The organism is Flagellimonas myxillae (assembly GCF_023502235.1).
Classification (GTDB): domain Bacteria; phylum Bacteroidota; class Bacteroidia; order Flavobacteriales; family Flavobacteriaceae; genus Flagellimonas; species Flagellimonas myxillae.
Genome location: NZ_JAMFLY010000005.1, coordinates 75253 through 100898, shown reverse-complemented (window position 1 = coordinate 100898; position 25646 = coordinate 75253). Strand labels below are relative to the sequence as shown.

Annotated in this window: 18 protein-coding genes and 1 riboswitch; of the genes, 15 read left to right on the top strand and 3 right to left on the bottom strand. The window is 43.6% G+C overall.

Annotation, left to right across the window (positions count from 1 at the left end):
- The first annotated feature begins 54 nt into the window (after positions 1-54).
- Positions 55-2454: a sodium-translocating pyrophosphatase gene (locus M3P07_RS16720; protein WP_249971074.1), complete on the top strand. Its 2400-nt coding sequence runs from the start codon at positions 55-57 to the stop codon at positions 2452-2454.
- A 51-nt stretch (positions 2455-2505) separates the two neighbouring features.
- On the opposite strand, the gene M3P07_RS16715 is transcribed toward M3P07_RS16720, so the two are convergent.
- The 3 genes from M3P07_RS16715 to M3P07_RS16705 all read right to left on the bottom strand — a co-directional run bounded on the left by M3P07_RS16715 (position 2506) and on the right by M3P07_RS16705 (position 6268).
- Complete coding sequence (locus M3P07_RS16715; protein ID WP_249971073.1) at positions 2506-4608, bottom strand: outer membrane protein assembly factor BamB family protein; 2103 nt, start codon at positions 4606-4608, stop codon at positions 2506-2508.
- Between the two features lie 99 nt (positions 4609-4707).
- A complete protein-coding gene (locus tag M3P07_RS16710; protein ID WP_249971072.1) occupies positions 4708-5409 on the bottom strand; it encodes an energy transducer TonB in 702 nt (233 codons plus the stop codon).
- A 244-nt stretch (positions 5410-5653) separates the two neighbouring features.
- A complete protein-coding gene (locus M3P07_RS16705) occupies positions 5654-6268 on the bottom strand; it encodes a deoxynucleoside kinase (protein ID WP_249971071.1) in 615 nt (204 codons plus the stop codon).
- A gap of 190 nt (positions 6269-6458) precedes the next feature.
- Between M3P07_RS16705 and M3P07_RS16700 the strand changes: the two genes are divergently transcribed.
- The 14 genes from M3P07_RS16700 (at position 6459) to cobA (ending at position 25645) form a co-directional block, all read left to right on the top strand.
- On the top strand, positions 6459-7364 hold the full coding sequence (locus M3P07_RS16700; protein ID WP_249971070.1) for a GLPGLI family protein: 906 nt from the start codon (positions 6459-6461) through the stop codon (positions 7362-7364).
- Positions 7364-10054, top strand: a complete 2691-nt coding sequence (locus M3P07_RS16695; protein ID WP_249971069.1) for a TonB-dependent receptor — start codon at positions 7364-7366, stop codon at positions 10052-10054. Before M3P07_RS16700 ends, M3P07_RS16695 begins: the two co-directional genes overlap by 1 nt.
- A 207-nt stretch (positions 10055-10261) precedes the next feature.
- The gene (gene metK, locus M3P07_RS16690) at positions 10262-11515 is read left to right on the top strand and encodes a methionine adenosyltransferase (RefSeq protein WP_249971068.1); all 1254 of its coding nucleotides are present in this window, start codon (positions 10262-10264) and stop codon (positions 11513-11515) included.
- A gap of 100 nt (positions 11516-11615) precedes the next feature.
- Positions 11616-13550 (top strand): CocE/NonD family hydrolase, encoded by a 1935-nt coding sequence (locus tag M3P07_RS16685; RefSeq protein WP_249971067.1) that lies wholly within the window; start codon positions 11616-11618, stop codon positions 13548-13550.
- 333 nt (positions 13551-13883) lie between these two features.
- Positions 13884-13997: riboswitch (SAM riboswitch) on the top strand.
- Positions 13998-14156: 159 nt separating this feature from the next.
- The gene (locus M3P07_RS16680) at positions 14157-15434 is read left to right on the top strand and encodes an O-acetylhomoserine aminocarboxypropyltransferase/cysteine synthase family protein (protein WP_249971066.1); all 1278 of its coding nucleotides are present in this window, start codon (positions 14157-14159) and stop codon (positions 15432-15434) included.
- Positions 15435-15465: 31 nt separating this feature from the next.
- A complete protein-coding gene (gene thrA, locus M3P07_RS16675) occupies positions 15466-18852 on the top strand; it encodes a bifunctional aspartate kinase/homoserine dehydrogenase I (RefSeq protein ID WP_249971065.1) in 3387 nt (1128 codons plus the stop codon).
- Between the two features lie 70 nt (positions 18853-18922).
- Positions 18923-19237 carry a GIY-YIG nuclease family protein gene (locus tag M3P07_RS16670; RefSeq protein ID WP_249971064.1) on the top strand — a complete coding sequence of 105 codons (315 nt, stop codon included), beginning with the start codon at positions 18923-18925 and terminating at the stop codon, positions 19235-19237.
- A gap of 39 nt (positions 19238-19276) precedes the next feature.
- Positions 19277-20464, top strand: a complete 1188-nt coding sequence (locus M3P07_RS16665; protein ID WP_249971063.1) for a trans-sulfuration enzyme family protein — start codon at positions 19277-19279, stop codon at positions 20462-20464.
- 57 nt (positions 20465-20521) lie between these two features.
- On the top strand, positions 20522-20932 hold the full coding sequence (locus tag M3P07_RS16660; protein ID WP_249971062.1) for an RrF2 family transcriptional regulator: 411 nt from the start codon (positions 20522-20524) through the stop codon (positions 20930-20932).
- A 210-nt stretch (positions 20933-21142) separates the two neighbouring features.
- On the top strand, positions 21143-21235 hold the full coding sequence (locus M3P07_RS17870) for a DUF2061 domain-containing protein (protein ID WP_417952754.1): 93 nt from the start codon (positions 21143-21145) through the stop codon (positions 21233-21235).
- Between the two features lie 21 nt (positions 21236-21256).
- A complete protein-coding gene (locus tag M3P07_RS16655; RefSeq protein WP_249971061.1) occupies positions 21257-21880 on the top strand; it encodes a phosphoadenosine phosphosulfate reductase domain-containing protein in 624 nt (207 codons plus the stop codon).
- A 274-nt stretch (positions 21881-22154) separates the two neighbouring features.
- Positions 22155-22778 carry a phosphoadenosine phosphosulfate reductase domain-containing protein gene (locus M3P07_RS16650; protein ID WP_249971060.1) on the top strand — a complete coding sequence of 208 codons (624 nt, stop codon included), beginning with the start codon at positions 22155-22157 and terminating at the stop codon, positions 22776-22778.
- Between the two features lie 7 nt (positions 22779-22785).
- The gene (locus tag M3P07_RS16645; protein ID WP_249971059.1) at positions 22786-24876 is read left to right on the top strand and encodes a HEPN domain-containing protein; all 2091 of its coding nucleotides are present in this window, start codon (positions 22786-22788) and stop codon (positions 24874-24876) included.
- Positions 24869-25645, top strand: coding sequence for a uroporphyrinogen-III C-methyltransferase (gene cobA, locus M3P07_RS16640; protein ID WP_249971058.1), 777 nt, complete (start codon positions 24869-24871; stop codon positions 25643-25645). The genes M3P07_RS16645 and cobA overlap by 8 nt, the downstream gene beginning before the upstream one ends.
- Position 25646: the final 1 nt, after the last annotated feature.

Sequence of the window (25646 nt, the reverse complement as noted above, 5' to 3'; positions counted from 1 at the left end):
TGTATTTTACTACTTTTGCTGCCACTTTTAAAACTTATAAACAACTAGACAATTATGGAACTAATCGTAAAATTTCTGCCCGCTTTTGGTGTTTTGGGCTTGTTGTACGTATTCATTAAAAACGTATGGGTCTCAAAACAGGAGGTTGGAGATGATAAAATGGCAAGGATTGCCAAAAATATTGCCGATGGGGCAATGTCATTTTTAAAGGCAGAATATAAGATACTCAGTGTTTTTGTTATCGCAGTGGCCATTTTGCTTTACTTCAAAGGAAGTAGCGAGGAAGGGTCAAACGGAATGGTTGCCGTATCCTTTATCGTGGGTGCCATTTGTTCTGCTTTGGCAGGATTTATTGGAATGAAGGTCGCTACAAAAGCCAATGTAAGAACTACCAATGCTGCAAGAACTTCCCTGGGCAAAGCACTTGAAGTAGCCTTTGCTGGTGGAGCCGTCATGGGTCTAGGTGTTGTAGGATTGGGTGTACTTGGATTGAGTGGACTTTTTATGATTTACAGCGGACAGGGATGGGAACTAGGTGAGGTACTTAACGTACTTTCTGGATTCTCTTTGGGTGCTTCTTCCATTGCACTTTTTGCACGTGTGGGTGGAGGTATATACACCAAAGCTGCAGACGTTGGTGCTGACCTTGTTGGTAAGGTAGAAGCTGGTATTCCAGAGGATCACCCATTGAACCCCGCAACCATTGCGGATAATGTTGGTGACAATGTAGGGGATGTTGCTGGTATGGGTGCTGACCTTTTTGAGTCTTATGTAGGTTCTATTATTGGTACCATGGTATTGGGAGCTGTTTTTGCTACACTACCTGAATTTTCTGGGGTTTATGATGGATTGGGAGCTGTATACCTTCCTTTGGCATTAGCAGCAGTTGGAATTGTAATGTCCATTCTAGGAACTTTCTTTGTCCGTGTTAAGGATGGTGGAAATCCTCAAACTGCTTTAAATATTGGAGAATTTGGTTCAGCTGGATTAATGTTGGTTGCTTCCTATTTCATAATTAATTCAATGCTTCCTGAATCTTGGGTAGAAGCAGGAACCACATATTCTGCAATGGGTGTTTTTTGGGCTACCATTGCTGGTCTTGTAGCTGGTCTTGCCGTTGGTAAGGTAACGGAATATTATACAGGAACTGGGACAAAACCTGTTAACTCTATTGTACGTCAGTCCGAAACTGGTGCTGCCACAAATATTATTGCAGGATTAGGTGTTGGTATGATGTCAACAATGATTCCTATTCTTTTAATTGCTGCCGCGATTTTGGTCTCGCACCATTTTGCTGGTCTTTACGGAATTGCTATTGCTGCCGTTGGTATGTTGGCCAACACAGGTATCCAATTGGCTGTAGATGCTTACGGACCAATTTCTGATAACGCAGGAGGTATTGCCGAAATGGCCGAATTAGACCCAGAAGTACGTGAGCGTACCGATAAATTGGACGCTGTAGGTAACACCACTGCTGCCATTGGTAAAGGTTTTGCTATTGCGTCTGCTGCCCTTACTGCTTTGGCTTTATTTGCCGCCTTTATGAAAACGGCAAATGTAACTTCAATTGACGTTTCCCAACCCGATATCATGGCTGGTCTATTGATTGGGGGAATGCTTCCATTTGTATTTTCTGCACTTTCCATGAATGCTGTGGGTAGAGCTGCGATGGCCATGATTGAAGAAGTTCGTCGTCAGTTTAGGGATATCCCTCAGTTGAAAGCCGCTTTGGAAGTAATGCGTAAGTACGATTCCGATATTTCAAAGGCATCTGCTGAAGACAGAAAGATTTTTGATGCTGCTGATGGCGTTGCAGAATATGATAAATGTGTGGCCATTTCCACTACAGCTTCCATTAAAGAAATGGTTTTACCAGGTCTGTTGGCAATTGCTGTTCCGGTTGCTGTTGGATTTATTGGTGGTGCTGAGATGCTAGGTGGCTTGCTTGCCGGTGTTACAACAGCGGGTGTATTGATGGCCATTTTCCAGTCTAATGCTGGTGGTGCTTGGGATAATGCCAAAAAGACCATTGAAAGTGATGGTCGTAAAGGTTCCGATGCCCATAAAGCTGCCGTTGTTGGAGATACTGTTGGGGATCCGTTTAAGGATACCTCAGGTCCATCTTTGAACATCTTGTTGAAGCTGATGTCCGTAGTTGCTTTGGTAATTGCTCCTAGTTTGGTGAGCTTGGCTCCTGCCGACGAGGTTAGTATGCTAAAAGAAGATGGGACCAAAATTTCCATCACTACAGAGGGTATGAAGGAAACTGTTGCTGTGGAAAAACAAATCAAGGTTGAAATGAGCAATACTGCTGAAGGTGAATTCAAGGCTGTAGTTACTTCAACCTTTGAAAAAGCAGGTGAGAAAACTGAAGAAATAAAGGAATTTGTTGGGGCCACCAAAGAGGAGGTTCAAAAGTTGGTTGATGCTTATACCGCAGCGTCCAAAGGATAATTTTCCTTTTTCAAAATAGTTTAGAAAACCACGCTCTTCAGCGTGGTTTTTTTATTCCCCTAAAGCAAAAGCTATAATCTGATTTCCTTTCTCCGTCCCCAACTTTTCCCCACCACAAGCAAGAGCGATATATTGTTTGCCATTAACTTCATAGGTGGCCGGGGTGGCAAAGGCTGCCGCCGGTAATTTGAATTGCCAAAGAAGCTCCCCAGTGTTCTTGTCAAAAGCCCTAAAATACCCGTCTTTGGTCGCTGCTATAAAAAGCAGTCCATTTTCCGTAACTATAGGACCTCCGTAGTTTTCACACCCTGTTGGCGGTAAGCCTTCTTTCTTAAGCTCCGGGGTGTCACCCAAAGTAATGGACCAAACAAAATTCCCGGTATTCAAATCAATGGCATGCATGGTTCCCCATGGGGGAGACAAGGCCGGGTGCCCGTTGCTGTCCTGAAACCTGGCATAGCCTCCAAATTTATAAGGAAGGGGATACGTTTTGGATGTGTCATTATCCGCAAGGGTACTTTCTTCGTCAAAAAGAAATTGAAGCAAGGCCTCTTTTTCATTCTCCGGGATTTGGGGAAACCCGGTCATCATTCCTTTGCCCTTGGTAATGAGTTCGGAAATTTCGGTTTTGGTTTTCGAGTCTTTTAGGTTCACGAGGGATGGGTAGCCACTCGCTTCAATACCGCTCCGGTCCTTTTGATGGCAGACTACGCAATATTGCGTGTAAACCCGTTCTCCCAAGGGCATGTTTTCCACGGGGACTTCGTTCTTTTTCATATGGATCAACCAAGCCATTTCGTTCGAGTTTACGTAAATAATTCCCTCATCAGGATCGGCCCCGGTTCCACCCCATTCCGCTGCCCCATCAAGCCCGGGTAACAGCAGTAAAGGCTCCACGTTTGGTGGGGCATATTGACGTTTATCTGCGGTTCGCAGGATTTCCTGCAATTCTTCCTTGTTTTCGGCATAAGGACTCACATCATCTTCGGTAAGGTCCTTGGACAAGCGGGCAAAGGGTTTGGGTTTTACAGGTATGGGCTGGGTAGGCCATGCTTTTTCACCTTCCAATTGGGACGCGGGAAAAGGAACCTCCTCGATGTCGAACAAGGGTTCTCCGGTTGCCCGGTCAAATACATAAACATACCCCTGTTTGGTAACCTGTGCCACTGCTTTGACACTTTTTCCTTGACGTTTTACTGTAATAAGATTGGGAGGGGCCGGTAAATCGCGATCCCAAAGATCATGGTGCACAAACTGATAATGCCAAATACGTTCTCCTGTTTCAGCGTCCAATGCCAACAAACAATTCGCAAAAAGGTTGGAGCCCTTTCGATGGCCACCGTAAAAATCCGGAGCGACGGAGCCTGTTGGGATGTAAATTATCCCCGTTTCTTCATCTACTGCCATCCCGGACCAATTGTTGGCCGCACCAATAATGTCGCTATTATGGGCATTTTCGTCTTCCCATGTTTCGGAGCCTTCTTCCCCTGGGTGGGGAATGGTATGAAAAACCCATGCTACTGCTCCAGTAATCACATTAAAGGCTAAGATGTCCCCTGGGGCGGCGCCCACATCTTCTCCTAAACGAGTGGGCATCACAATAATATCCTTATAAATAGTGCCCGGGGTATTGGAAGCTACAAATTTATCTTTGGCAGCACTTGGCATGGCAGACCGCATATCTATTTTTCCCTGGTTCCCAAAGGAGGGTATCGGCTTGCCGGTCATTGCATTTAAGGCATATAAATCAGGCCCCACGGTATAAAAGATACGTTGGTCTGTGCCTTTGGACCAAAAGGACACTCCTCTTCCGCTGGTATTGGGTCGTTCTATAGAATCCCCAAAGCGCCAGAGTTCCTTGCCCGTACCTGCATGTAGTGCGATGGCTCTACGCCCCGCCGTGACCCCATAGAGCATAGTGTCTATAACGATGGGGTTCATTTGCATTTGCCCACTGTCTGGTGATGAATAGGACCAGGCAATTCTTAAATCGTTCAGATTATCCTTGTTGATTTGTGATAAGGTGGTGTAATGGTTCCGGTCCAGGCCACCCAAATAGGATGACCAATTTGCATAATCCTTTTTGGATGTTTCACAGGAAGCGAGGAGAATAGTTAAGCAGAACGAACAGCGTGCGTAAAATTGAATTTTCAAGGGTGTAACGTTTAGAGGTTGGCTTCCCCTAAGCTAGAAAAAAATAGTTGATTTCCATTGGGTGTCTTGGAAATCAACTATATCAAAGTTATTGGCCTTTTATTGTAACTGAAAGGTTATTGGGATGGAAAATGGAACCCTCACCGGTGCACCACGTTGTTTCCCGGGTGTCATTTTGGGAAGCTTGGAGATGATCCGTGCCGCTTCTTGCTCCAAAACTTTATGGGGTCCCCGCATACGCACATCATCGATACTTCCATCTTTCTGAATGGTAAACATAACATTGACCCGACCTTGCAGGTTCATATCAACCGCATTTTCGGGATAGCGGAAGTTTTTACGGATATGCTTTTGCATCATGGATTGAAAACAAGCCCTTTGGTCTTGCGCGTCTTCACAGCCAGGGAATACTGGAGAATCTTCAACAACTATAAATGAAACTTCATCCGGTGTTTCATCGTCTAAGACGACAATATCTTCCACTTTGGCAATTTCTGTTTCTTGATTCACTTCACTGGATTCGATAACTGTTTCAACAGTTTTGTCCTCATCGGGGATAATTTCAATGACCGGGGGAGTTTGGATTTTAGGCGGTGGTGGTGGAAGTTCATGTACCGTGATGGGAACATCCTCTATAAGTTCATCGGGGACACCTAAGTTCTGGGCATATTCTGGAGTTTCATAATACGATTTCCATTCCAAGGCCACATAGGCCAAAAGCAATACGGCTACCAGACCAACTGAAAAGTAGAGTACGCTGTTTCGTTTTAGTTCCAATTCTTGGTTCTTTTTCGGTTTCATAAATTTCAAATTTTTGATAAGCAATTCATGCTGTCAGTTCTAGCGCAGTCAAGAACCAGTATATGTAAATTGCTTTTTGTTAGACATAGAAATAATTCCATATCCAAGCTAGCTTGAAAATCAGCCTTAAAAAATCGAAAATGAGGGAATAGACCCTTTCGTTGAGGGAACGGGAAGGATTTGGTCTATTGGATTATTAGATTATTAGATTGTTGGATTTTTGGAATTTGGAACGTGGAGATTCCTAGAACAACCCGTGCAATTCTGCATCAATGCGGTTGATTACCTTGCCCAAATCTTCAGGATTGTCCACGAAGTTGATATCATCCACATCAAAAATCAGCAACTTGCCTTTTTCGTAGGTGTTCACCCAAGCTTCATATCGTTCGTTCAATCGGCTTAGGTAATCTATGGAAATGCTATTTTCATAATCCCTTCCCCTTTTGTGGATTTGGTTCACCAAATTGGGAATGGAACTTCTTAAATAAATCAAGAGGTCAGGAGGTTGCACCAGGGTTTCCATCAATTCAAAAAGACTGGAATAGTTTTCAAAATCCCTGTTGGTCATGAGTCCCATGGCATGCAAATTGGGTGCAAAAATATGGGCGTCCTCATAAATAGTCCTGTCCTGAATCACATCTTTACCGCTTTCCCGAATCTTTAGTATTTGTCGGTAGCGACTGTTCAGGAAATAAATTTGAAGGTTAAAACTCCACCGTTCCATCTGGGTGTAAAAATCATCCAAATAGGGGTTGTCTACCACGTCCTCAAATTGAGCGTCCCATTTATAATGTTTTGCCAGTAAATTGGTTAAGGTTGTCTTTCCGGCTCCAATGTTTCCTGCTACAGCAATGTGCATGGGGTAGTGATGTTTTAGATTGGTGTTGTTTTGATCAGGGGAAAACCTTCGTGCAATATACAAGTTATCCTGAGTTGGTAAAAATCTTTGGGTGAGAATTCTTTGCTCCCCTTCCAGAGATTTGCATTTTTTTATGATGCTCTTAAACCATTGTGGGTTACATTAGTCCAAGGACCAAATTTAGGGGAACATGACTCATATAAAACCGTTTTTGTTTGTGTGCTTTTTTGGCATGCTTTCAACTTTTGCCCAAGATTTTCAAGGAATAGCCGTTTACGAATCCAAAACATCGATAGGAGATGATTTTGGACCTCCAGACATGCCCGAATCCAGAAAACAGGAAATAAGGGAGCGCATGCGAAGGGCTATGGAACGAACCTTTGAGCTTAACTTCGACAAAACTTCCAGTACCTACGAAGAGGAAGAAAAACTGGAAACTCCTGGGACCCAAGGTAGGGGAGGCATGCGAATGGGCTTTTTGGCATCAGGATCTGGAACCTACTACAAAAATGTACAAGACCAGGCCTATGTGAGGCAGTCCGAAATGTTTGGCAAAATGTTCTTGATAAAGGATAGTTTGCCTCAGTGGGAGTGGGTGTTGGGGTCCGAGACAAAAAAAATCGGAAACTATACCTGCTATAAGGCGACCACCATTAAAAAAGAGGCAGATATGACGGATCGCTTTAGGAGAATGCGTCCCCGCCGAGCGGATTCCAGACCAGGAGGAGACCCCGCTAAAAAAGATACGATTCAAAAGAACAGTACTTCGTCCAACTCCTTTTTATCCCAAATGGAGCCCCCCAAAGCACAGGAAATTACTGTTTGGTACACACCGGAGATTCCCATAAGTCAGGGCCCGGGCACTTATTGGGGTTTGCCCGGCCTTATTTTGGAAGTCAACGATGGGAGAACGGCCATATTGTGCTCCAAATTGATCCTCAATCCAAAGGAAGAAGTGGAGATAGAGGCTCCTACCAAAGGGAAACAGGTTACCCAAAAGGAATACGATGATTTAATGTCCAAAAAAATGGAAGAGATGTCCGAAAGATTCAGAAATCGACGAAGAGGTGGTAACAGTGGTAGAATTAGGGGTTGATGGGTAAAAATATTACGCCAATATTGCTAGCCCTTTTAATGCTTTTAGGGGTTTCAGCCACGGCCCAAAAAATAACACTTGTCGGAACCGTTCGCGATACCCTCCAGAATCCGTTGGAAATGGCCAATGTGGTAGCTGTAAATCAATCCAACCAGGCATTAGATGGTTTTGGAATAACCAATTCGGATGGGCTCTTTCGACTTCATGTAAAAGCCAATACAGAATACTTGGTAAAGATCAGTTATCTGGGTTTTAAGCCGAAGGAAATTCCGGTTTCCACTATGGAGCAAGATTTACAACTCGATGTCACCCTCCACCCGCAAGCTGAGAATTTGGAGGAGGTCGAAGTAGTCTACGAAATTCCAGTTACGGTGAAAGGAGATACCATTGTTTATAATACCGATTCTTTCGTGTCAGGAACTGAAAAAAAGCTGGCAGATGTATTGGAAAAGCTTCCTGGCATTGAGGTGAACGATGATGGCGAAATTGAGGTTGAGGGCAAGACCGTAAGCAAAGTAATGGTGGAGGGGGAGGATTTTTTTGACGGGGATTCCAAATTGGCGTCAAAAAACATTCCGGCCAATGCCCTGGACAAGGTGGAAGTTCTACGTAACTATACCGAGGTTTCCCAATTGAGCGGCGTGACCAACAATCAGGACAATGTGGCCCTCAACATTAAACTAAAGGAAGGAAAAAAGAAATTTTGGTTTGGGGAGATTACCGGTGGATTGGGATTGGATGAACGTTATGTGGCCCATCCCAAATTGTTCTACTACAGTCCAAATTTTAGCATCAATATTTTAACGGATTTGAACAACCTTGGGGAAATTGCTTTTTCCAGGAGGGATTATTGGAATTTCACCGGCGGTTTTCGTGGGGCTACGCGGAACAATACGGGCACCACCTTTACCACTGGTTCAAGCGGATTGGGATTGGCCCAGGTGCAGAACAACCGGGCCAAGGACATCAATTCCAAATTTGGAGCGTTGAACTTTAGTTATAAACCTTCAGAAGCTTGGCGGTTCAGTGGATTTGGGATCTATTCCTATACCAATACTTTGTTGGAAACCATGGCTACGAGGACTTTCATTTCCAGTGAAGAAACGGAGAACACGGAAACCCAAACGGACCAAACTTCCCAATTGGGTTTGATAAAACTTGCCTCGAACTATAAACCATCAGATCTTCTACAATGGGATTACGATGTGCTTATTCGCTTATCCGACGAGGAAGAACTGGAAAATACACGTTCGGTTTCTGATGTAACCGATGATATTACACAGAACCAATCCCAAAAACCGACCACGGTGACCCAAAATTCCAATGTGTACTACACCGCCAGTGAAGATCATATTTTCGCTTTGGAGGCACAATATGAGTATGCTGACGAAAACCCCTTTTACAACGCCATCCGAGAACAACAACCCTTTTTGGGCATCGTGCCCTTTGATCAAGGGCAGTCCAATTTCAACATCAATCAAAATCAATATACACAGACCCACCGGTTGGATGCCAAATTGGACCACTTTTGGGTGACCGGCCCCAAGAGCAACCTCAATTTTACCTTGGGTACCATCCAAAGTAGTCAGCGGTTTAATTCGTCAATATTCCAGATTTTGGATTCGGGTGGCCCCGCCAACTTTAATGACGCAAGTTTGAACAATACCGTAGAGTTCAATTTTTCCGATCTCTTTTTGGGATTTCACTATAAAGTGGCCGTTGGGAAGTTGACCCTGAATCCAGGTTTCCATGTTCACAGCTATACCGCCACCAATACCCAGTTGGGGACCGCTGTTAAGGATGATATGGTAAACGTAGTGCCGGATCTGTTTATCAACTATCAGTTTAAACAGTCGGAAAGCATCCGACTCAATTATAACATTCGAAGAAACTTTTCAGATATCAACAGCTTTGCAGAAGGATATATCTTCAACAACTACAACTCACTGTACCAAGGAAATACAGGCTTGGAAAGTGCACTGTACCACAATGTCAACCTAAATTTCTTCAGTTTTAGCATGTTTAACATGCAAAATATTTTTGCCAACGCCTCATACAGCAAACGAATTGATGCCTTCAAGACCAACACGGCCATTGCAGGGATCAATCAAGTGAGTACTACCATAAATTCCAATCTTGATGACGAAACTTTGAGTGGTTCGGGGGGATATCAGCGAACATTTGGACGGGTGAAGTTGAGTGCACGTGCTTCCTTGTCGTACTCCAATACCTATAACATCATCAACGATGCACCCTTGAAATCCACTTCCTTCACCCAGAATTATACCACCTCCGTAGGCAGTAGCTTTACCAATGCCCCTAATCTGGAACTTGGATACAGATTTACCAAAAATGACTATGATAACGCCAATACGTCCACAACATTTCTAACCGATCGGCCTTTTGTGAAATTCGATGCTGCTTTTGGTAAGGGTTTTATTTTGTTGGCTGATTATGACTATTATTTCTATCGGGACAAGGCAGGGTCGGTGGAAAACAAATATGGTTTTTTAAATGCGAGCCTTTCCTACCAGAAAAAGGATAGCAAATGGGAATACAGCTTGGAAGCCACCAATTTGACCAACAATAGGGAGCTCAATCAGGATACTTACAATGATCAATTTTTTAGAACATCTTCCTATTTAGTCCAACCCCGATATGTTGTCCTGAAGGTGAAGTATGATTTATAACTTTCTATTTTGAGGAAATTACCATTTACCATACTTTTGCCCTTCAAAATGAGGATAGATTTGACTGATTGCAACCTCGTTGACTGAATCCATTTCAGCCTCAAAAATGCTAAAGCAGTTTATCCCGGGGCATTCCGGGCTTCTCACCAGAGATTTGTAAACTCCTTTATGCTTTTTCGTCAAATCCAATCCAACTAAAAAAGGACAATGGCATATTTGTTTACATCTGAATCAGTTAGTGAAGGACACCCAGATAAGATTGCGGATCAGATCAGTGATGCCCTTTTGGACAACTTTTTGGCCTTTGACCCCGAAAGTAAGGTGGCCTGTGAAACCTTGGTGACCACCGGGCAAGTTGTGCTAGCGGGCGAGGTAAAGAGCGATACCTATTTGGATGTGCAGAACATCGCCAGGGAGGTTATCAATAAGATTGGGTATACCAAGGGAGAGTATCAATTTAGTGGTGACTCCTGCGGAGTTATTTCTTTGATCCATGAACAATCCCAAGATATTAATCAAGGTGTGGACCGAGGCAAAAAGGAAGAGCAGGGAGCCGGAGATCAAGGAATGATGTTTGGTTATGCCACCAAGGAAACCGAAAACTATATGCCCTTGGCATTGGATATTTCGCATAAGATCTTGCAGGTTTTGGCAGCCTTACGGCATGATGGTACCCAGATAGGGTATTTACGCCCCGATGCAAAAGCCCAGGTGACCATCGAGTACTCCGATGACAACGTTCCGCAACGCATCGATACCATTGTGGTTTCTACCCAGCACGACGAGTTTGATGAGGATGAAAATATGCTGGCAAAGATCAAAGAGGATATCATTAGTATTTTGATTCCCAGGGTAAAGGAGTTGTTGCCTGCAAATATTAGCGCCTTGTTCAACGACCATATAAAGTACCACATTAACCCTACAGGGAAATTTGTAATTGGAGGACCTCACGGGGACGCTGGACTTACCGGTCGCAAAATTATTGTGGACACCTATGGGGGCAAGGGAGCACATGGGGGAGGAGCTTTTAGCGGAAAAGACCCGAGCAAGGTGGACCGAAGTGCTGCCTACGCCGCAAGGCATGCGGCCAAGAATTTGGTGGCTGCCGGTGTAGCCGATGAAATATTGGTGCAGGTGAGTTACGCCATAGGGGTTGTGGAACCCACATCCATTTTTGTGGATACTTATGGAACGTCCAATGTTGACCTTTCAGATGGTGAAATCGCCAAAAAAGCCGCCAAACTATTCGATATGAGACCCTTCGCTATAGAAGAACGCCTTAAGTTGCGAAATCCCATTTACCTGGAAACAGCCGCTTATGGACACATGGGCAAACAACCCCAGACATTGACCAAGGTTTTCGAATCGCCCTACAACGGCCGTATTGAAAAGGAGGTTGAGCTTTTTACCTGGGAGAAACTGGACATGTTGGAAGCCATAAAAAGCGAGTTTGGACTTTAAGCAATACAAATCATTATTATAGAAAGGGAACCAATTGGTTCCCTTTTTTGTTGGCGTACTCCTTTGAACTTTAGTAGCTTTAGCTTCTAAATTTTATGGTATGAAATATAGGATTTTAAGCTTGTTGGTGGTTATGGGTTTGATCAATGCACTTGTGGGTTGTAAAAAAACAGTCAAAACAGAAGCTGCAGTTAAGGAGAACTATGTTGAATTGCACTATACCAAACAGGAAGTGGATATTGAAATGAGGGATGGCGCAAAATTGCATACCACCATATATACCCCGAAAGACACCTCTAAGGAATACCCCATATTAATGCAACGGACTCCTTATAGTTCGAGACCCTATGGAGAAGGAAACTTTAGGAAACAGATCGGGCCCAATGTGCACTTAATGAAAGAAGGGAATATCATCGTCTATCAAGATGTGCGTGGAAGATGGCTCAGTGAGGGGCATTACGAAAACATGCGGGCCTATATTCCCAACAAGACCAGTAATGATCAAGTGGATGAAAGTTCTGATACCTATGATACTATAGAGTGGTTGGTGAACAATGTGGAAAACAACAACGGAAAAGTTGGGGTTTGGGGGATTTCTTACCCCGGTTTTTACGCTACCTATGCCACAGTGGATGCCCACCCTGCACTAAAGGCGGCTTCCCCCCAAGCGTGTATTGGCGATTTCTTTTTTGACGATTTCCATCACAACGGGGCCTATTTGTTGAGCTACTTTAGGGCAACTTCCCTTTTTGGAACGCCGAGGCCCAACAACGATCAACCCATAGATACGGCATGGTATGTACTGCCGGATATTCAGACCGAAGACCAGTATCAGTTCTTTTTGGACAACGGCCCCCTTAAAAACCTGAATTCCTTTTTTGAGTACGAAACGGTGGATACACCCAAGCTTCGACCGGAAGGAGTAACCGACGATTTTTTCTGGAATGAGCTAAAAGACCATCCAAATTATGACGAGCTCTGGCAAAGCAGGGGGATTATCCAGCATCTGAAAAATGTAAAATCCCATGTGGCCACCATGATTGTAGGTGGCTGGTTTGATGCGGAGGATCTATACGGTCCGTTGGAGACCTACAAAAACATAGAAAAGCACAATAAGGGCAATTACAATACGATGGTATTTGGCCCTTGGGACCATGGGGGTTGGGCTCGAAATGTAACTCGAAACGCTGTGGGGAATTACTACTTTGGGGATTCTATTTCCCTGTTTTATCAAAAAAATATAGAAGCGAAGTTCTTCAACCATTTTCTTAAGGGTGAAGGGGACAAAAACAGTGGACTTCCTGAAGCTTATGTTTTCGATTCCGGAAAGAAAGAATGGAGCACGCTGGACGCTTGGCCGCCCAAAGGGGTAGTAAAGCAGACTATGTTTTTGTCGGATAATCAAGAACTGACCCTTGAACCTGAAAAAGCGGTGCCACTGAAGTTTATTAGCGACGTTAATAAACCGGTTCCCTACTCGGAGGACATTAAATCGGTTTTCACCCCAAGAAAATATATGACAGATGACCAACGGTTTGCGGCCCGTAGATCTGATGTATTGGTTTTCGAAACAGAGGTATTGGAAGAAGACCTAACGCTAGCTGGTGATATTATGGCCAAACTAAAGGTGGCAACCACCGGAACGGCGGCAGATTGGATTGTGAAGATCATTGATGTTCATCCGTCCAATGTAGAGACCAATGAGGAAATGCAAGACCACTTAAAACTTGCCAATTACCATCTGATGGTCAGAAGTGAAGTGCTCCGCGGTCGTTTTAGGAACAGTTTTTCGCATCCCGAGCCGTTTGTGCCCAATCAAAAAACGGCTGTGGACATCAAACTACAAGACGTTTTCCACACCATAAAAAAAGGACATAAACTGCAAGTGCAGGTACAAAGTACCTGGTTTCCATTAATTGATTTGAATCCCCAGACCTATGTGGACAATATCTTTAATGCGGACGAAAGCGATTTTAAAACCCAGATCCATACGGTTTTCACGGATTCCCAAATTGAGTTTTCTATTTTGAGATAGCTTAAGAGGAGCTGTTCTTTCTTCCAGAATAGATTGAGGAAGCCTCGGTTGGTACTCAACCCGCTTTAGAGGGATGGCGAGGTTTCGAAATCGATTTCCATTGGAAACAATGGAAAATTCCTTGCAAGAAAGTGTCGTTTCTTATGTTTCGTCTTCTTTGGACAAGCAAAGAAAATGAAAGAAATACAGTTGAATGATTCATGTATTATTGGGTGGTCAACTCCAATTCATGCTATTTTGATCAAAATAGATTCAATGAATTCTTGGAAAAGATTAGGAAATTACATTTTTCTACCGTTATCTTTGTCCTTGTAAGTTCAAACACGTATTGAATAGTTATCAAGAAAGGTGGAGGGAATAGACCCTATGAAGCCTTAGCAACCCTTGGACCTGTTCCAAGAAGGTGCTAAATTCTATCCTTGTCCTGAACGTGTTTCAGGATCTCAAAAGTGGAAAACTGCAATTGAGACAGGAATAGATAACAACAATCGAACATTCTCGATTACGCTTTCTTATAACTTTTTGATTTGACCCATAGGAACTGTTCCTAGCGGGGTTTGGCTTTTTAAATTGTTTTGTTGAATTAAAATTTAAAAAACTGAAATCATGAGTGATCAAAAATTTGGAACCAATGCCTTGCATGCAGGACACGATGTAACCACTAACGGAGGAACTAGGGCCGTGCCCATTTATCAGAGTACCGCCTATGTGTTCAATAACTCGGACCATGCGGCCAACCTTTTCTCCCTGGCAGAGTTTGGGAACATCTATACCCGTATCAACAACCCCACCAACGATATTTTGGAGCAGCGTCTCGCGGCTTTGGAAGGCGGAATCGCGTCGGTGGTTTGTTCTTCGGGTACTGGGGCTGTGAACACCGCTTTGCTTGTACTCTTAAAAGCTGGTGATCATATCGTCGCTTCCAACAGTCTATATGGAGGAACCTACAATCTCTTTAAAGTGACCTTGCCCCGATTGGGAATCACAACAACATTTGTAGACCCCTCAGACCCCTCCAATTTTGGTAAGGCAGTTCAAGAAAATACCCGTGCGTTCTTTGTGGAATCTTTGGGTAATCCAAAACTCGATGTATTGGATTTGAAGGCCATTTCCAAAGAAGCCAAGGCAGCGGAGGTTCCTTTTATTGTGGACAATACTGTGGCTTCCCCTGCTTTATTGAATCCGATTGAACACGGCGCCAACATCGTAATTCACTCGCTCACCAAATATATTAATGGTAATGGAACAGCTTTGGGCGGGGCCATTATCGATGCAGGGACCTTCAACTGGGCCAATGGGAAATTCCCAGAGTTCACCGAACCGTCTCCAGGCTATCACGGATTGGTATATCACGATGCATTGGGCCCTGCGGCCTTTATTGCCAAAGTAAGAATAGAAGGATTACGCGATCATGGTGCCTGTTTGAGCCCCTTTAATGCATTCCAGATTATCCAAGGATTGGAAACCCTGGAGGTCCGTATGAAAAAGCATAGTGAAAATGCCTTGGCCTTGGCACAATGGTTGGAAACCAAGGAAGAGGTTACTTGGGTAAACTACCCGGGCTTGGAATCCAGCAAATACAAAAAATTGGCAGATGAATATTTGCCAAACGGACAGAGCAGTATTTTGACCTTTGGGGTCAAGGGGGGATTTGAATCTTCCAAAAAGATAGCGGACGAGACCAAGATATTCTCACTTTTGGCCAATATTGGAGATACTAAATCCTTGATCATTCACCCGGCAAGTACCACCCATCAACAGTTGGATGAAGCGGAACAAGAATCCACCGGGGTAACCAAGGACTTAATCAGATTATCTGTTGGTCTGGAAAATCTTGAAGATTTAAAGGCCGATTTGGAAAGTGCTTTTGCTTCCTTAAATTGATATAGAACCCATTTGAACAAATTTCGTTGGAATGCTCCATAAAACAGAGATAAAGGGATACACTACCATTAGTGGAATAAAGCAGGATTTACAGTTGTCCTACCAGATTTTTGGGCAAGAACTGCATTCGGCCCCTATCGTTTTGGTCAACCATGCGCTCACTGGTAATTCAAATGTTACCGGGGAGAATGGGTGGTGGTCCGACATTATTGGCAAGGATAAGTGTATTGACACCGAAACCTACACCATTTTGGCCTTTAATGTTCCCGGGAATGGATATGATAGCTTTGTAGTGGATAATTACAAGGATTTTGTTGCCGGAGATATTGCCCGAATCTTCCTTCTTGGACTGGAAAAACTCAATATAGAGCGATTGTACGCCATTATTGGTGGTTCTTTAGGAGGTGGGGTCGCCTGGGAAATGGCAGCCTTGAGCCCAAATATTACGGAGCATTTGATTCCTGTGGCATCCGATTGGAAATCGACGGATTGGCTGATTGCGAATTGTCAAATCCAAGAACAATTTTTGGTCAATTCCAAACAGCCTGTACACGATGCCCGTATGCATGCCATGCTTTGTTACAGAACCCCGGAATCTTTTAAGGAGCGGTTCAAAAGAAGTACCAACGAGGAGCTTCAGGTGTTCAATGTGGAAAGTTGGTTGATGCACCATGGTAAGAAACTCCAAGAGCGGTTTCAGCTTTCGGCCTACAAGCTGATGAACCAACTCCTAAAAACCATTGATATTACCCGGGAGAGTGACCAAGCTTTTCAAAATTTGCAGGACAGCGACACCAGAATCCATATTATCGGTGTAAACTCGGATTTGTTTTTTACGGCGGAAGAAAATAAGGAAACCTTCAGGCATTTGGCCCAGGCCAATGCCAATGTTACCTACGGGGAGGTTCAATCCTTGCACGGCCATGATGCCTTTTTGATTGAATTTCAGCAGTTGGAAAACTTGTTGAATCCCATTTTTAAGGAACAAACCGTATCGGAACGTATCAAAATATTAAAATTTGGAGGGAAATCCCTGGCCAATGGCGAGGGTTTGGAAAACGTTCTTTCCATAATCACTAACAAGGCAGCTGAAAAGGAACACTTTGGGGTGGTGCTTTCGGCTCGCGGCAGGGCCACGGACCAATTGGAATCCATGCTGGAAAGTGCGGCCAAAGGTGAGGCCTTCGAGGAGGCTCTTGAAGCATTTTCAAAATATCAAAAAGAGGCTTTTCCGAAGATTGATTTATCTGCGGAGCTTCAATCTATAGAAAAACTGTTGCGCGGGGTATCATTAACCGGGGACTATAGCCTCAAGACCAAGGATGAACTATTGGCCTATGGCGAGTTGATCTCGGCCAAAGTGGTTACTGCCATGTTGCAGAACAGAGGGGTAAAAGCCCAATTTGTGGATTCACGCACCCTTATCAAAACCGATGATACCTTTAATAATGCTGAGGTAAATGAGGGAACTTCCAAAGAAAACGTTATCCGTTGTTTTAGGGAATTGGATGAAGGCGCGGTAGCGATTACCACTGGTTTTATTGCATCTACCCCAAATGGAGAAACTACCACTTTGGGCAGGAATGGAAGTAATTATTCCGCTGCCCTTTTGGCCAACTATTTGGATGCCCAGGAATTGGTGAACTATACACATGTGGATGGAATTTTTACAGCCAATCCAGATTTGGTTCCGGATGCCAAGCTAATCGATTCCATTTCCTATGCCGAGGCCAACGAATTGGCCAATTTCGGAGCCAATATCCTGCACGCCAAGACCATTATCCCCTTAATAGAAAAAAACATTCCGTTACGGATCAAAAACACCTTTAATGCCGCAAGTGATGGCACCTTAATAGGCCCCAAGACGGACAATGGAGGTATTAAATCCCTTTCTGTTCTGGAAGATGTGGCGCTCGTAAACCTCTCGGGACGCGGGCTGTTGGGTAAAGTTGGGATAGACGCGCGTATTTTTAGGGCGCTCGGGCAAAACAATATCAGTGTTGGGATTATATCCCAAGGTTCTTCTGAACGGGGCATAGGTCTTGTGGTGGACGCCCAAAAGGCCCAGAAAGCCAAAAAAGTACTGGACCAAGAATTTGAGACGGACTATTCGGCCAAAGACGTAAATCAGATTACGGTAATGGACAATGTGTCCGTTATCTCCATTGTGGGAATGGACCTTAGCACCTTCCATAAACCTTTTAACGCCTTGGTTCAAAACCAGGTAGTGCCATTGCTGTTCAACAACACGGTTACGGGCAAAAATGTGAGTTTGGTGGTGCATAAATCCGATTTGCACAAAGCCATCAATGTGGTGCACGGACAAATTTTTGGGATTGCCAAAAAAGTAAACCTTGCCATTTTCGGACATGGTAATGTGGGAGGTACATTGATCGATCAAATTCTGGACTCCCAAAAGAGTATTGAACTGCGAAAAGGAATAGATCTCCGGATTTTTTCCGTCTCCAATTCTAAAAAGGCATTGTTAACTACGGAAGGGGCTTCCAAGCAGTGGAGGTCCGACCTTGAAAAGAAGGGTAAGCCCTATGAGATTGCGGATATCTTGAATTTTGCCAAGGAAAATCACTTGGAGAACCTTATCGCCGTGGACAATACGGCCAACGAAGCATTCGTGTCCCATTACGATACTTTTATTGAATATGGTTTTGATTTGGTGTCCTCCAACAAAATAGCAAACACCCTTGGCTATGATTATTATAAATCCATTCGAAAAAGTTTGGAGAAGAATCAAAAACAGTACCTCTATGAAACCAATGTGGGAGCGGGACTCCCTTTGATTGATACGATTAAGTTGCTCCATCTTTCCGGGGAGAATATTACACGGATCAAAGGAGTGTTTTCGGGATCTTTGAGCTATATTTTCAATACATTTTCCGAAGCTGAAATTACTTTTTCATCCGTGGTGCAGGAAGCCATGGGCCAGGGATTTACAGAGCCCGACCCAAGGGAAGACTTGTCCGGGAACGATGTGGGAAGAAAATTGTTGATATTGGCCAGGGAGCTCGATCTCCAAAATGAATTTTCGGACATTACTATTGAAAATCTTATACCTGAGGAGTTACGGACGCTTAATTTTGAAGAATTTAAATCCCAAATTGGGAAGATGGATGCTACGTTCAAGGCTATCAAAGAACAACAAAAGAAGGGCCATGTACTTCGGTATATTGGCGATTTGCATGGTGATTTACAGAAAGACAAGGGTATTCTGGACGTAAAACTTGTCTCGGTTCCCAAGGAAAGTGCTTTGGGGCAAGTGAGCGGTTCGGATTCCATCATAGAAATATATACCGAGTCTTATGGCGAAAACCCCTTAGTGATCCAAGGTGCAGGTGCAGGTTCGGCAGTAACGGCAAGAGGTGTTTTTGGCGACATACTTAGAATAGCAGAAAAAATCTAGTTTCGACTTCGCTCAACTACCTTTTAGTGTGTTTGGTGGCTGAGCGTAGTCGAAGCCACAACGAGTTAATATGAAAGGATTTGTCTATATGTTGGAATGTTCAGATGGAAGCTATTACACGGGCAGTACAATTGATTTGGACAAAAGACTTAGTGAACATGAAGATGGAAGAGGAGCTATTCACACTAAGAAAAGATTACCTGTAAAATTGGTGTATTTTGAAGAGTATCAGAGTATTGCTATAGCTTTCGAACGTGAAAAACAGATTCAAGGTTGGTCCAGAGCAAAAAAAGAAGCCCTGATTAATGGTGAATTTGAAGTCCTTCCGACTTTGTCCGAATGCCAAAATGGAACACACTATAAAAATAATAAGGAAAAAGAATAGGAGAGTTATGACCGCACTTTGGTTATTGAATAAGACCTTATGAAAAAAGAATCGGATAATAGCACCCGAAAATTTGAAACGGAAGCGGTTCGGACGCAGACAGAGCGGTCACAATTCTTGGAGCATTCCACTCCAATGTATTTGACCTCCAGCTTTGTTTTCGAGGATGCCGAAGACATGAGGGCTTCCTTTGCAGAAGAGAAGGAGCGGAATATTTATTCCAGGTACTCCAACCCCAATTCCAATGAGTTCATAGACAAGGTGTGCAAAATGGAAGGAGCAGAGGCCGGTTTTGCTTTTGCCTCTGGAATGGCGGCCGTCTATTCCACCTTTGTGGCCCTTTTGGAAACTGGAGATCATATTGTGTCGGCGAAGAGCATCTTTGGTTCCACCCACACATTGTTTACCCAATTTTTTCCAAAGTGGGATGTGTCCACCAGCTATTTCGACGTAAATGACTTGGATGCCGTAGAGGGGCTGATCACGCCCAAGACAAAAATTTTGTATGCTGAATCACCGACTAATCCGGGCGTGGATGTTCTGGATTTGGAAGCACTCGGAAAGATTGCCAAAAAGCATGACTTAATATTTATCATAGACAATTGCTTCGCGTCTCCCTATTTGCAGCAGCCTATCAAATTTGGGGCGGATTTGATCATTCATTCCGGGACCAAGTTGATGGACGGCCAAGGTAGGGTGTTGGCGGGTATTACCGTAGGCAGTAGTGAACTCATGGACAAAATTTACCGTTTTGCCCGAATTACGGGACCGGCACTTTCACCCTTTAACGCCTGGGTATTGTCCAAAAGTCTGGAAACCTTGGCAATTCGGGTGGACCGCCATTGTTCCAATGCACTGCAACTGGCAACTTTTTTGGAAGCGCATCCCAATGTCGAATGGGTTAAGTATCCTTTTCTTAAATCGCACCCAAAATATGAGATTGCCAAAAAACAGATGAAAGCAGGAGGCTGTGTTGTAGCTTTTGAGGTGAAGGGCGGCCTGGAAGCTGGAAGAAATTTCTTTGACGCCATTAGAATGCTATCACTTTCTGCCAATCTAGGGGACTCTAGGAGCATAGTAACCCACCCTGCTTCGACCACCCATAGTAAGTTAACCTCTGAGGAGCGACAAGCTGTTGGAATTTCGGATGGGATGGTACGGGTTTCGGTTGGGTTGGAGCATATTGATGACATAATTGCGGATATAACCCAAGCCTTGGAAAAATAGCCGTATTGTTGGTCCAATTTGGAAGGGGCGAACGCCTTTTTTAGCTATATTCGTGGGATGCTCTCCAAGAAGACGAAATATGGGCTAAAAGCGCTGACCTACCTTGCTTCCATGGATGGGAAAGAGCCTGTTCAGATTGCTGAAATAGCAAAGCATGAGAACATTTCCCAAAAGTTTCTGGAAAGTATTTTGCTGACCCTAAGGCGAAATGGGTTTTTAGGCTCCAAAAAAGGAAAGGGTGGGGGGTACTACCTCATTCGGGAGCCCCATGAAATTCTTATGACATCGGTTATCCGCGTGTTGGAAGGACCAATTGCCATGGTACCCTGTGTAAGCCTCAACTTTTACGAAAAATGTGACGATTGCCCAGATGAAAACAAATGTTCTGTCCATAAACTGATGCTCCAGGTAAGGGATAGTGCCTTAGAGGTTTATCGAAACAATACGCTTGCCGATTTAATTTCCTAGCACCAAATAATTCAATATTTAACTGTAAAAGGGTACTGAATCCTTAAATTTTCAGATTGATTTTGTTAAAATCTATAAAAACCATAGGGTAATAGTAATTTTGTGCTGAAATTAACGGTTAGTTCATGAAATAATCCTACTTTTGAAATTCCTATTAAATCGATAGGGAATTAAAATTTCCGACGATGGCGGACCAATTAGTTCTGAATATTGAATTTGGTATTTTCCATTGGTTTGGTGGAGTTGGTCACAAAAATGGTGTTGTATTTTTCTCACGAACGAATCTGGAAATCAATCTCTTGAGACAAGTAAAAATATAAGGTTATGGCATTTACAATTGAAGATATTGAAAACTTAAACAAACAATTTAGGGGTATTCCTCCCCAAGAAATTATTTCATGGGCCATAAATAATGGGAAAAACCCTGTGGTGACTACCAATTTTAGGCCCTATGAAGTGGCCATTTTGCATGCAGTTACTGATGTGGATGCCGACATTCCGGTAATCTGGTGCGATACAGGATACAATACCCCAAACACCTATAAACACGCCGATGAGCTTATATCCCGATTGGGTTTGAATGTTAAACATTATGTGCCAAGGCAAACTTCAGCGCATAGGGATGCTGTTATGGGAATTCCACAAATTGACGACCCCATGCATTCCCTTTTCACGGAGCAGGTAAAATTGGAACCCTTCAGAAGGGCGATGGAAGAACATAAACCAGATATTTGGTTCACCAACTTGAGAAAGGGTCAGACTGCCCATCGCGATTCTTTGGATGTTTTGAGTTTGGGCAGTAATGGTGTCCTTAAAGTGAGTCCATTTTATTACTGGAGCGACACCCAATTGGATGCGTATCTAAACGAATATCGTCTACCGAACGAACACAAATATTTCGACCCGACCAAGGTGTTGGAAAACCGTGAATGTGGTTTGCATACCTAATAGTTTACCTTACCAGGTATTCCTACCCAAATAAATACCGCAAAATAGGGACTGCGCTTTGAAGTAAGCTGCGACACCCCTTGACCTAGTTAGTTTCTTGAGGTCGAAAAATATGCCGAATACACAAGGAGTAGGTGGAAAATCCATAAAATTGAGACCCGATTTTAGTTAAATCTATAAAAACTATAGGGTAAATGTGATTTTATAAAGATTTTAACCATTTGTTACGACTGAAGGACTATCTTTGATTTTCCTATTAAATCCATAGGGTAATATGAAATTAGATATCGATACTGAATATTATAACAAACAGTTTAGGGGCATACCACCTGAAGAAATCATTGAATGGGCCATTCGGTTGTCCAATAAGCGAATTGTAACCACAAGTTTTGGTAAGTATTCAGCAGTTTTGTTGAGCACTTTTCAACGAATCGACCCCAAAATTGATGTCGTTTGGTGCGATACTGGATACAACCTTCCCGAAACCTATGAACATGCAAGTGTATTGACAAAGCGATTCAATCTCAAATTGAATACTTACGTGCCAAGGGAAACTCGTGCTTTTATCGAACATCGTTTGGGTTTTCCCACAGCGGATCAACCTGAACATTTGGAGTTTTCGGATATCGTAAAGCTCGAGCCTTTTCGAAGAGCACTGGAAGAACACCAGCCCGATATTTGGTTCACCAATATTAGGATTCGTCAGACCGCACTGAGGAGTGAGAAGGACATTTTAAGCTATTCAAAAGATGGTATTTTGAAAGTGAGCCCCTTTTACTATTGGACAGACGATGACCTGGATTCCTATTTGGAAGCCTACGATTTACCAAAAAACAGTACCTACTTTGATCCTGTAAAAGCCTTGGAAACAAGGGAGTGCGGAATTCATTTACAATAATTCGAATATGCAGAGTTTTAGAACAGAAATAGAAAATCCAGTTGTAGAAAAGGACATCATTGAATTGGAGCGAAAAATTCGTCAATTCAAAGGGGGCGAGGTCGATGAGGAAAAGTTCCGTAGCCTTCGTTTGGCAAGGGGTGTATACGGACAGCGCCAACAAGGGGTGCAAATGATTCGCATTAAACTACCCTATGGCAAGGTGACCTCAGACCAATTGCTTCGTATCTCCGATGTTTCAGATGAGTATTCCAGGGGTCGGTTGCACATTACCACTCGTCAGGATATTCAAATTCACTATGTGGACTTGGAGCGTACCCCAGAGCTTTGGGCAGAATTGGAGCGGGACGATGTAACCCTTCGTGAAGCTTGTGGAAATACAGTGCGAAATGTGACAGCGAGTGAAACTGCGGGAATCGATGTCAACGAACCATTCGATGTTTCTCCCTACGCCCATGCCGTGTTCCAGTATTTTCTGCGAAATCCTATCGGCCAGGAAATGGGACGCAAGTTCAAGGTTTCATTCTCGGCCAGTGACGCAGATACAGGCCTGTCCTATATGCACGATTTAGGCTTTATCGCCAAAATAAAAAATGGGGAAAGAGGTTTCAAGGTTATGTTGGCCGGAGGATTGGGTTCCCAACCCCGCCATGCAGACGAATTGTACAGTTTCTTGCCCAGTGATAAGATTATCCCATTGATGGAGGGCGTCATCCGTATTTTTGACCGTCATGGGGAACGTAAAAGTCGAGCAAAAGCCCGTCTAAAATTCTTGTTGAAAGACATTGGACTCGATGGTTTCAAGGCACTATTGGAGGAAGAGCAACTTGCCATTCCCCATAAAACCTACCCCATAGAATTTGAAAGCTATCCAAAACCCAAAGTGGCCACTGTGGAGGCCCCAAAAGTGCAGATATTGGACGATATCGCATTCAATAATTGGAAATCCACCAACCTTGTCCCGCAAAAACAGAAGGGATATGTTGCTATTGGAATCAAAGTTTTATTAGGGGATTTCTATACCGATAAGGCGAGAAAACTGGCCAGATTGGTGCAGGATTATGCAGCTGGGGAAATTCGTTTGTCGTTGCGTCAAAATATTTTAATTCCTTATGTAAAGGAGGAGCTTGTTCCCTTCTTTTATACCCAGTTGGAAAAGTTGGGATTTGTGGAAGCCGGTTATAACAAGGCTTTGGACATTACGGCTTGCCCAGGAACCGATACCTGTAATCTTGGAATTTCTAGTAGTACCGGTATTGCTGAGGAATTGGAGCGCGTGATCAAGGCGGAATATCCAGAGTATATCAACAATCCGGATGTAGTGATCAAGATAAGTGGTTGTATGAACGCGTGCGGACAGCACAATATGGCCAATATCGGTTTTCAGGGAATGTCCGTTAGGACCAAGGATAAACTAGTAGCTCCTGCACTTCAGGTTTTATTGGGTGGAGGAAACTTCGGGAACGGGAAAGGTAGATTTGCCGATAAAGTGGTAAAAATTCCAAGCAGAAGAGGACCACAAGCACTACGCTTGATCTTGGATGACTACAATGCCAATGGCAATGGAGCTTCTTTTGCCGATTACTATTGGGAAAAAGGGGAACATTACTTCTACGATTTCCTAAAACCCTTGGCAAATATTGAAAATCTTACCCCTGAGGACTTTATTGATTGGGGTACCGAAGAAAAATATAAAAAAGAGATTGGCATCGGGGAATGTGCCGGGGTTATCGTGGATTTGGTAGCTACCTTGTTCTACGAAAGCCAGGAAAAAATCGATAACGCCCAAGAAGCTTTGAATGAGGCAAAATGGGCAGCAAGTATCTACTATTCCTATCAATCCATTGTGAACTCGGCCAAAGCCTTGTTGACCTCGGAAAAGGTAAAGGTCAATACCCATGCTGGAATCATCAGGGATTTTGACAAGTTGTACGTGGAATCCGGGAAAATTGGCTTTAGTGGCAGTTTTGGGGAATTGGCGCTACAATTGAACAAGAACACACCGAACAAAGCATTTGCCGAAAGCTTTTTGAATGATGCAAAAGAAGTGTTGGAGCAGTTGGAAGCATATAGAAAATTGGAATTGGCCCATGTATAGAGGAAGACTAACGGTAGTGGGAGCAGGCCCTGGGGATGTGGATTTGATCACCCTGAAGGGAATAAAAGCCTTACAAAGTGCTGATGTAGTGCTTTATGACGCCTTGGTGGATACCCAATTGCTGGAATATGCCCCAAATGCAGAGAAAATATTTGTAGGGAAACGCAAGGGATGTTATACATACCAACAAGTGCAAATCAATGAATTGATCGTGCAACGTGCCCATACTTGTGGACATGTAGTTCGGCTCAAGGGCGGAGACCCTTTTGTTTTTGGTAGGGGTGCAGAAGAAATGGAATACGCCGCAAGGTTTGGAGTGGAGGTTGCCGTAGTACCAGGCATATCCTCAGCAGTTTCGGTGCCCGCGGCACAAAATATTCCGGTTACCAAAAGAGGGGCTACCGAGAGTTTTTGGGTAATAACAGGGACAACCAAGGAACACAAGCTTTCAAAGGATGTGGAACTGGCAGCAAAATCCAACGCAACAGTCCTGATTTTGATGGGGATGTCAAAACTCGGTCAAATTGTGGAACTGTTCAAAAAAGAAGGTAAATCGAACCTTCCTGTGGCCATCATCCAAAATGGCACAACCGAAAACGAAAAAATTGGAATAGGTACGGTGGCCAATATCGAACAACGGGTGGAAGAGCTCAAACTTTCCAATCCGGCGATTATCCTCATAGGGGAGGTGGTAAAACACAGACAAGATATATTGAACATACAAAAAGAGTTTAGAAATAAAGAATTGGAGTTAGTAGAAAAAGCTTAAG